Source organism: Streptomyces sp. NPDC028419 (genome assembly GCF_055565515.1).
In genome coordinates this window covers 151,727-160,670 of sequence record NZ_JBVHUE010000017.1, presented here as the reverse complement: position 1 = coordinate 160,670, position 8,944 = coordinate 151,727, and the positions used below count along the sequence as shown (strand labels likewise).

Annotated in this window: 8 protein-coding genes and 1 pseudogene; 7 read left to right on the top strand and 2 right to left on the bottom strand. The window is 71.3% G+C overall.

The window, feature by feature from the left end; genetic code table 11:
- The 6 genes and pseudogenes from ACZ4UB_RS21205 to ACZ4UB_RS21180 all read left to right on the top strand — a co-directional run.
- Window positions 1-1,385 (top strand): annotated as a pseudogene (locus ACZ4UB_RS21205) (hypothetical protein); the annotation flags it as partial.
- 194 nt (window positions 1,386-1,579) lie between these two features.
- Window positions 1,580-2,518: a coiled-coil domain-containing protein gene (locus ACZ4UB_RS21200; protein ID WP_330332681.1), complete on the top strand. Its 939-nt coding sequence runs from the start codon at window positions 1,580-1,582 to the stop codon at window positions 2,516-2,518.
- Between the two features lie 147 nt (window positions 2,519-2,665).
- On the top strand, window positions 2,666-3,733 hold the full coding sequence (locus tag ACZ4UB_RS21195; protein WP_468072163.1) for an ABC transporter ATP-binding protein: 1,068 nt from the start codon (window positions 2,666-2,668) through the stop codon (window positions 3,731-3,733).
- Between the two features lie 2 nt (window positions 3,734-3,735).
- A complete protein-coding gene (locus ACZ4UB_RS21190; RefSeq protein WP_468072161.1) occupies window positions 3,736-4,515 on the top strand; it encodes an ABC transporter permease in 780 nt (259 codons plus the stop codon).
- A gap of 163 nt (window positions 4,516-4,678) precedes the next feature.
- Window positions 4,679-5,866 carry an ABC transporter ATP-binding protein gene (locus tag ACZ4UB_RS21185; protein ID WP_468072159.1) on the top strand — a complete coding sequence of 396 codons (1,188 nt, stop codon included), beginning with the start codon at window positions 4,679-4,681 and terminating at the stop codon, window positions 5,864-5,866.
- The gene (locus ACZ4UB_RS21180) at window positions 5,863-6,720 is read left to right on the top strand and encodes an ABC transporter permease (protein ID WP_468072157.1); all 858 of its coding nucleotides are present in this window, start codon (window positions 5,863-5,865) and stop codon (window positions 6,718-6,720) included. The genes ACZ4UB_RS21185 and ACZ4UB_RS21180 overlap by 4 nt, the downstream gene beginning before the upstream one ends.
- Window positions 6,721-6,734: 14 nt before the next feature.
- Here ACZ4UB_RS21180 and ACZ4UB_RS21175 read toward each other — a convergent pair whose 3' ends face one another.
- Entirely contained in the window at window positions 6,735-7,079 is a 345-nt protein-coding gene (locus tag ACZ4UB_RS21175) for an ATP/GTP-binding protein (protein ID WP_354382880.1), read from the bottom strand.
- A gap of 220 nt (window positions 7,080-7,299) precedes the next feature.
- Here ACZ4UB_RS21175 and ACZ4UB_RS21170 point away from each other — a divergent pair, with 220 nt between their 5' ends.
- Window positions 7,300-8,346 carry an LLM class flavin-dependent oxidoreductase gene (locus ACZ4UB_RS21170; RefSeq protein ID WP_468072155.1) on the top strand — a complete coding sequence of 349 codons (1,047 nt, stop codon included), beginning with the start codon at window positions 7,300-7,302 and terminating at the stop codon, window positions 8,344-8,346.
- An 89-nt stretch (window positions 8,347-8,435) separates the two neighbouring features.
- Here the strand turns inward: ACZ4UB_RS21170 and ACZ4UB_RS21165 are convergent, their stop codons facing one another.
- Entirely contained in the window at window positions 8,436-8,828 is a 393-nt protein-coding gene (locus ACZ4UB_RS21165; protein ID WP_468072153.1) for an SCO5389 family protein, read from the bottom strand.
- Window positions 8,829-8,944 lie beyond the last annotated feature (116 nt).

The following is an 8,944-nucleotide window of genomic DNA, read 5'->3' as shown; positions in this document are numbered from 1 at the left end:
GCGAGGCCCGCACCGAAGCCGGACGACTGCGCACCGAGGCCGCCGAGCAGGCCGACCACCTCATCGGCGAAGCCACCGCGGAAGCGGAGCGGCTGCGTACCGAGGCGGCCGCGACCCTGGACGACGCCCGCGCGGAGGGCGGCCGGATCATCGGCGAGGCCACGGCCGAGGCGGAGCGGGTCACGCTCGCCGCGGCGGAGACGCTGGCCGCGGCGGAGCGGGAGTCCGAGCAGACCCTGGACGAGGCGCGCGCCGAGGCGGGCCGGCTGCGGTCCGAGGCGGCCGAGCAGGCGGACCGGCTCATCGGCGAGGCCACTACGGAGGCGACCCGCCTCACGGAGCTGACCCGCAAGGACAACGAGCGGACGGTCGGCGAGGCCGCGACGGAGGCCGAGCGGCTGCGCGCCGAGGCGTCCGAGGCACTGGCTTCGGCGCAGGAGCACGCGACCCGGACCCGGGACGGCGCGGAGCGGGTCAAGGCGGAGGCGGCCGCGGAGGCGGAGCGCGTGCGCGCACAGGCCCGTACCGAGTCGGAGCGGCTGCTGGACGAGGCCCGGCAGGCGGCCAACAAGCGCCGCAGCGAGGCCGCGGAGCAGGTGGACCGGCTCATCACCGAGGCGTCGGCGGAGGCGGACAAGCTCACGTCCGACGCGCAGGCGGCGGCCCTGGCGGCCACCACGCAGGCCGAGGAGCAGGCCGACGCGATGGTCGACGCGGCCCGCAAGGAGGCCGCGCGGATCACCTCGGAGGCGACCGTCGAGGGCAACTCGACGGTGGAGAAGGCCCGTACGGACGCGGACGAGCTGCTCGTCGGCGCGCGCACGGACGCGGCGGCCATAAGGGAGCGCGCGGAGGAGCTGCGCGGCCGGGTCGAGGCCGAGGTCGAGGAGCTGCACGAGCGCGCCCGCCGGGAGTCGTCCGAGCAGATGCGCTCGGCCGGTGAGCGCGTGGACAAGCTGGTGAAGGCGGCGACCGAGCAGAGCCAGGAGGCCGAGGCGAAGGCCAAGGCGCTGGTGTCGGACGCGAGCAGCGAGGCGGGCAAGGTCCGGATCGCGGCCGTCCGCAAGGCCGAGCAGTTGCTCAAGGAGGCGGAGCAGAAGAAGGCCGAACTGGTCCGGGAGGCCGAGGGGATCCGGTCGGCGGCGCAGGCGGAGGCCGAGCAACTGGTCGAGGAGGGGCGGCGTGAGCTGGAGGTCCTGGTGCGCAGGCGCGAGGACATTCAGGCCGAGATCTCCCGTGTCCAGGACGTGCTTGAGGCGTTGGAATCATTCGAGGCGCCTTCGGGTGGCTCCAAGCCCGCGGTCGGTGGTCAGGGCTCGGGCGGAGTGAAGGCGGGAGCGTCGGCCGGTTCCACTCGATCGGGTGGGAAGACGTCAGAGGGCTAGCCGGCGCACAAATTGTGTGCCCCTGATGGAGGTTCAGGCGTACGAGTGACAAGCATTCCGTCGCCTTGCCACTCAAAAGGGGTGTCATTGTCCAGATCAAACCTGGATTGACTCGATGACACGCCGCTCCGGCGCCTAGGATTCCCCTTAACACCTCACGTAGCACCTCATCGGTCTCATTCGACAGGAACCTCATGAGCGACACTTCCTCACCCTTCGGCTTCGAGCTCGTGCGGCGTGGTTACGACCGCGGTCAGGTGGACGACCGCATTACCAAGATCGTCGCCGACCGTGACAGCGCCCTGTCCCGCATCAACTCCCTGGAGAAGCGGATCGAGGAACTACACCTCGAAACGCAGAACGCCCAGGCCCAGGTCAACGACGCCGAGCCGTCGTACGCCGGTCTCGGCGCCCGGGTCGAGAAGATCCTGCGGCTCGCCGAGGAGGAGGCGAAGGACCTGCGCGAGGAGGCCCGCCGCGCGGCCGAGCAGCACCGCGAGCTGGCCGAGTCGGCGGCCCAGCAGGTGCGCAACGACGCCGAGTCGTTCGCGGCCGACCGCAAGTCGAAGGCGGAGGACGAGGGCGTCCGCATCGTCGAGAAGGCCAAGGGCGACTCGGCCACCCTGCGTTCGGAGGCACAGAAGGACGCCGCCTCCAAGCGCGAGGAGGCCGACGCGCTCTTCGAGGAGACCCGCGCCAAGGCCGCCCAGGCCGCCGCGGACTTCGAGACCAACCTGGCCAAGCGCCGCGAGCAGTCCGAGCGCGACCTGGCGGGCCGCCAGGCCAAGGCCGAGAAGCGCCTCGCCGAGATCGAGCACCGGGCGGAGCAGCTGCGCCTGGAGGCCGAGAAGCTCCGCACGGACGCCGAGCGCCGCGCCCGGCAGACCGTGGAGACCGCGCAGCGCCAGGCCGAGGACATCGTCGCCGACGCCAACGCCAAGGCGGACCGCATCCGCAGCGAGTCCGAGCGCGAGCTGGCGGCGCTCACCAACCGCCGCGACTCCATCAACGCCCAGCTGACCAACGTCCGCGAGATGCTCGCGACGCTGACCGGTGCGGCCGTGGCCGCCGCCGGTTCCCCGATCGACGACGAGCCGGTCACCCGTGGCGTTCCGGCCCAGCAGAGCCGCTGACCCACTCCGCCGGCATCGCGTGCGCCGGGTGAGGCCGATCGGCTGAACCTGACGGATGCTACTCGCTGGTAGCGAAATGCCGCGTTCCAGGGCCTTGTGACACCTTTTGAGGTGGCGCAAGGCCCTGCGGCGTTCTAGCGTGGCCGCATGATCGAGCTCGAGGGCCTTACCAAACGATTCGGCGCGAAGACCGCCGTGGACAACCTCAGCTTCCAGGTCAGACCGGGGGTGGTGACCGGCTTCCTCGGCCCCAACGGGGCGGGCAAGTCCACGACCATGCGCATGATGCTCGACCTCGACAACCCGACCAGCGGCTCGGTCAGGATCGACGGCAAGCACTACCGGGACCTGCCGGAACCGCTGAAATACATCGGCGCGCTGCTGGACGCGAAAGCGATGAACGGCGGACGCAGCGCCTACAACAACCTCTTGTGCCTCGCCCAGTCGAACCGGATCCCGACGAGCCGCGTCTCCGAGGTACTTGACCTGGTCGGACTCACCTCCGTCGCCAAGAAGAAGTCCAAAGGATTTTCGCTCGGCATGGGTCAGCGGCTGGGAATCGCCTCCGCGCTGCTCGGCGATCCGGAAATCCTGATGTTCGACGAACCCGTCAATGGTCTGGACCCCGAGGGAATTCTCTGGATCCGCAATCTCATGAAGGGCCTGGCCTCGGAGGGAAGGACGATCTTCGTTTCTTCCCACCTGATGAGCGAAATGGCGCTGACCGCAGACCATTTGATCGTGATCGGCCAGGGCCGGCTGCTCGCCGACACTTCGATGGCCGATTTCATCCAGCAGAACTCGCGCAGTTTCGTGCGCCTGCGCTCCCCGCAGCAGGAGCGGCTCAAGGACGTGCTGCACGGGGCGGGCATCGTGGCGATCGACGTCCCGGGCACCGGCTCGCTGGAGATCGACGGGGCCAGTTCCGAGCAGCTCGGCGAGCTGGCGGCCCAGCACCAGATCGTGCTGCACGAACTCAGCCCGCAGCGGGCCTCCTTGGAAGAAGCGTTCATGCGCATGACGGCCGACTCGGTCGAGTACCACGCCCACTCGTCCGGCGCCCCCGGACACCCCATCGGCCCCGGGCACCACGCGGGACCCCCCGCACCCGGCGGACCCGGCGGACCCGGGCTCCCCGGCGACAACCCGGCCCGACCCGCCGACGTCCCCGCCTGGGGCGCCGGCTTCGACGCTCAGCGCAAGGGCGGCAAGTGACCATGGCTTCCTTCCCCGCCGTTCTCCAGTCCGAGTGGACCAAGATCCGCACGGTCTCCTCCACCGTCTGGACCCTGATCGCCGCGCTGGTCGTCACCGTCGGCGTCAGCGCCGGCCTGTGCGCGGTCTTCAACGCGACGTTCAAGGACATGGACCAGGCCCGGCAGCTCACCTTCGACCCGACGGTGGCCAGCTTCGCCGGGATGACCCTCGGCCAGCTGGCCATGATCGTCTTCGGCGTCCTGGTGGTCGGCAGCGAGTACAGCACGGGCATGATCCGCACCTCGCTGGCCGCCGTGCCGGGCCGGGCGAACTTCCTGCTCGCCAAGCTCACCGCCGCCACCGGGCTCGCCCTGATCGTGGGGCTGCTGACGAGCTTCCTGTCCTTCTTCCTCGGCCAGGCCATCCTGGGCAGCCACAGCATCGGCATCGGCGAGACGGGCGTCCTGCGCGCGGTCATCGGCGCCGGGCTCTACATGGCGATGACCGCGCTGTTCTCGATGGGCGTGGCGACCATCCTGCGCAGCTCGATGCTCTCGCTCGGCATCCTGATGCCGTTCTTCTTCCTGGTCTCGCCGATCCTCGGCGCGGTCAGCGCGACCCGCAAGGTCGCGCAGTACTTCCCGGACCAGGCCGGCTCCAAGGTCATGCAGGTGGTGCCGGGCGGCATGGACAGCGCGGCGGCGCCGTACGGCCCCTGGGGCGGTTTCGGCATCATGGCGCTGTGGGTGCTGGCCGCCGTGGTCGGCGGGTACGTCGTCCTCAAGCACCGCGACGCCTGATCCACGACCCGATCGACCACCCGGGGCCGTCCCTTCTCAGGGGCGGCCCCGGGTCGCATCTCAGGGGTACCTCAGGGATCGGCCGGGGGTGGAACCGTACGAGGCTCGATATCCTCTTAAGCCTTACGCGGGCGAATCCCGCCGGCCTGGCGAGGGACACGGAATGATCGAGGCAGTCGGCCTGACCAAGCGCTTCGGCGCGAAGACCGCGGTCGACCAGCTCTCCTTCCAGGTCAGGCCGGGTCACGTGACCGGTTTCCTGGGGCCCAACGGGTCCGGGAAGTCGACCACCATGCGCATGATCCTCGGCCTGGACCGGCCCACCGCCGGGCACGTCACGATCAACGGCGCGCCCTTCCGCGACCTGCCGAACGCGCAGCGCAACGTCGGGGCCCTGCTCGACGCGAAGGCGGTCCACGGCGGCCGCCGGGCCCGGGTCCACCTGCTCGCCCTCGCCCAGCTCTCCGGGATCCCGGAGAAGCGGGTGGACGAGGTGCTCCAGGTGGTCGGCCTCCAGGACGTGGCCCGCCAGCGCACCAAGGGCTTCTCGCTCGGCATGGGCCAGCGGCTCGGGATCGCGGCGGCCCTGCTCGGCGACCCGCAGGTGCTGCTCTTCGACGAGCCGGTCAACGGCCTCGACCCCGAGGGGATCCTCTGGGTCCGCAACCTCATGAGGCAGCTGGCCGCCGAGGGTCGGACCGTCTTCGTCTCCTCGCACCTGATGAGCGAGATGGCCCTGACCGCCGACCACCTGATCGTGATCGGGCGCGGGCGGCTGCTGGCCGACATGGGCGTGCAGGAGTTCATCACGCACAATTCGGCCGGATTCGCTCGGGTCCGCACCTCCGACGACGCCCCCGGCGACCGGAAGGCCCTCTTCGAGATCCTCACCGGGGCGGGCGGACGCGTCCTCCAGGAGCCGGACGGCGCCCTGCGGGTGACCGGGCTGGAGCTGCCGCGCATCTGCGACCTCGCGCACGCGGGCGGCGTACGGCTGTGGGAGCTGTCGCCGCACAAGGCCTCGCTGGAGGAGGCCTACATGCGGATGACGCACGCAGCGGTCGAGTACACCTCCACCGACGACCCGCGGGCCGAGCTCTTCGAACCGGAGCCGCTGAGCGTGCCCGCCTGGGAGGAGGAGGCCCCGCCGGTCGTCCCCCACGACGGTTGGTACGCGCCCGCGGCCCCCGCGGCCGAGGGCGCGCCCGCGCGCACCGGGCCCGCGGCGCCGGATCCCGCGCCCGAGGCCCCCGCGGCCGGGCCCGCCCGGGCCGCCGCGTCCTTCCTGATGCCGAGCAGCCCCGCCGATCTCGCCGGGGCCGTCACGAACAAGCCCGAGGACTCCCGATGACCCCGCCGACCAGCACGCAGCAGCAGCCGGCGCCGCGGCCGGGCCCGGCCGGCAACACCGCCCCGCTGCCCACCCCGCGCCCGCACCTCGGCCACGCGCTGGCCTCGGAGTGGACCAAGATGATCTCGGTCCGCTCCACGGTGTGGACCCTGGGCTCGCTGGTGGTGACCGTCGTCGGCATCGGGCTGGCCTTCGTCTCTCAGACCTCCGACGCGAACTACGTGAACATGCCGTACATCGCGCCCGCGCTGTTCGGCCTGCTGGTCGGACAGGTCTCGGTGATGGTGCTCGGGGTGCTGACGATCACCTCCGAGTACGGCACCGGGCTGGCCCGGACCACCTTCGCCGCCGCGCCCGACCGGCACCGGGTGCTCACGGCGAAGTACCTCGTCTTCAGCGCGGTCGCCTTCGTCACCGTGATCGGCTCGATCTTCCTGGTCGGGGTCACGACGGCCATGGTGCACGGGGGCCCCGGCTCCGGACCGCACGACGCCGTCACCCCCTGGATCTCGGGGCTGCTGGTCAGCGTGTACGTCACCCTGCTCGGCGTGCTGGCGCTCGCCGTGGGAACGCTGGTGCGGCACTCGGCCGGGGCGATCGCGGTGATGATCGGCGTGGTGACGCTGCCGCCGGTGATAGGGGGGATGCTCAGCATCTGGCCGGCGTCCTCGGGCCTGGGACGGCTGGTCCTCGACTACAACGCCCTGGTCGCCATGATGCAGCTCTTCGGCATGCCGGGCGGGGCGGACGGCACCGACCTGCCGAGCAAGGTGCTCCAGCTGTTCCTGCTCCTCCTGGTGACCGGCGCCACGGTGGGCGCCTCGTACCTGGCGGTCCGGCGCCGCGACGTGTGAAGCCCGGGCCCGGGTCAGTACTTGGGAGCGTTACGGGACCGCTGCACCCGCGAGGTGCGGCGGTCCTTCGCGTTCCAGCAGGCCTTGTGCCAGTGCCTGCGGTCGTCCACGCCGCCGTACTCGGGCCAGGCGACCAGGTGCGGGGTGCCCGAGGGGATCTCCTGGTCGCAGCCGGGGCAGCGGTAGCGCTTGCCGATGGTGCTCGCCCCGGCGACGTGCCGGACCTTCCACTCCTCGCCCTGGTACTCCTCCGTGCGCTCCAGGCCGAACCGCTCCGGACCCGGTCCGCGGCTCGAATCCGCATCCGGTCGCTCGGCTGGGTTCTCGCCGCCTCGGGGGCGGTTGTGGCGCGGTGACACGTATACCTCACGGATCGGCGGACGGACAGGACTTTTCTCCAGACTACGCGCAGCGGGCCGGGGTACCCGCAGGGTGACCGAAGACGATTCCCCGACAATCCCAATAACTTTCCTGTCAGGCCGTGCCTTTGGCACGTGTCAGACGTTGTTGCCAACAGACGGTGTCTCACTGAGCCGGTCCACCTGGGGAGGCCGCGTCAGCCGCGAGGAGGAGAAGGCGATGCGCGTAGGAGCGTTTGTACTGGGGGCCCAGTTCCCCGGCCAGGGGTCGGGCGAGGCCCTGCACAGGGCGGTGCGGACCGCGGAAGTGGCCGAGGAGGCGGGGCTGGACTCGGTCTGGCTGGCCGAGCACCACTTCGTCCCGTACGGAGTGTGTCCCTCGGCCGTGACCCTGGCGGCCCTGCTGCTGGGGCGGACCCGGCGGCTGCGGGTGGGGACGGCGGTGAGCGTGCTGCCGAACGCACATCCGGTGGCGCTCGGGGAACAGGCCGCCCTGCTGCACCTCACCTCGGGCGGCAGGTTCACCCTCGGGGTGGGTCGGGGCGGGCCGTGGGTGGACCTGGAGGTGTTCGGCGGCGGCCTGGAGGCGTACGAGCACGGCTTCCCGGCGGCCCTGGACCTGCTGCGGCGGTGGCTGACCGAGCCGAGCGTGGGGGTGCCCCCGGGTCCCGGGGAGCGGTACGGCTTCCGCGAGGTGGCCGTCGTACCGCGCCCGTCGGAATCCCTGGACGCGGACGAGGACGGAGGTGGACCGGAAGTGATCGTCGCCTGCACCTCCCCCGCCTCGGTGCGCCTCGCCGCGGAGCGGCTGCTGCCGATGCTGCTGGGCATGCACAGCGGGGACGAGGACAAGGCCGGGATGGTGGCGCTCTGGCGGGAGGCGGCGCTCGCCGCCGGACATCCGCGCGAGCGGGTGCTGGCCGCGGGGCACGTCTCCGCCGGGGTCTGCCAGCTCGCGGACCGCACGTCGGACGCGCGCGAGGCCCTGCTCAAGGCGATGCCCGGCTGGTTGAAACAGGGGCTGGACGCGCATGTGACGGTGGACGGTCGGGTCCGCGCGATGCGGGACCCGGTGGCGTACACGGAACTGCTCTGCGAGCTGCACCCCGTGGGCACGCCCGAGCTGGCGGCGGACCGGCTGGCGGCCACCTCCGAGCGCACCGGCATCACCCGCTTCGCCCTCATGACGGAGGGCTGCGGCGATCTCGCGGGCACCGAGGAGAACGTGCGTCGGCTGGGCTTCGAGGTCCTGCCCCTGCTCGGCTGACCCGCGCGCCGGGCCGCCCGGGCTATGGCTGCCGCTCCGGTATCAGTCGCACCTCCCGCGATACGGAGCGGCAGCGAAGGCTCACGTCACTAACAGTCCCGCAGCTCCGACGACTGGTTGAGCAGCTGGCCCCTGATGGACGTGAACTTGGCCAGCCGGTCATCCGCCGAGGAGTCCAGCGGGAACACCGCCACACGGTGGCAGTTCTGGAACGCGAGGCGCACTCCGAAGTGCCGCTGGAGCGCACCTCGTATCGCATCGCTCGCGAGTGCGCGCAGCAGCTGGCCGCGCGCCTGCTCGTTGGGCGGCGGCGTCTGGTTGTCGGCGAACTCGCCGCCGTCAACCTTCAGTTGGGCCACCAGCGAGCTGATCATCTCCCACGCGAAAGGCAGGGAGGTCCGGACGCAGTCGACGAAGGCTGCTTCGTCGACCTCGCCTCGCTCGGCCTGTTCAAGTAGGGCCGGTGAGACGTCGAGCGACATGGGTTCTCCTCTCGCGACCCCGGCCGTTTGGTGACCGGAGTCTTACGGGCAGGGAAGGGAAACCGCGACGCAGCGTGCACGCACGACGACCTCCCGCTCACCACGGTAGGCGCCCG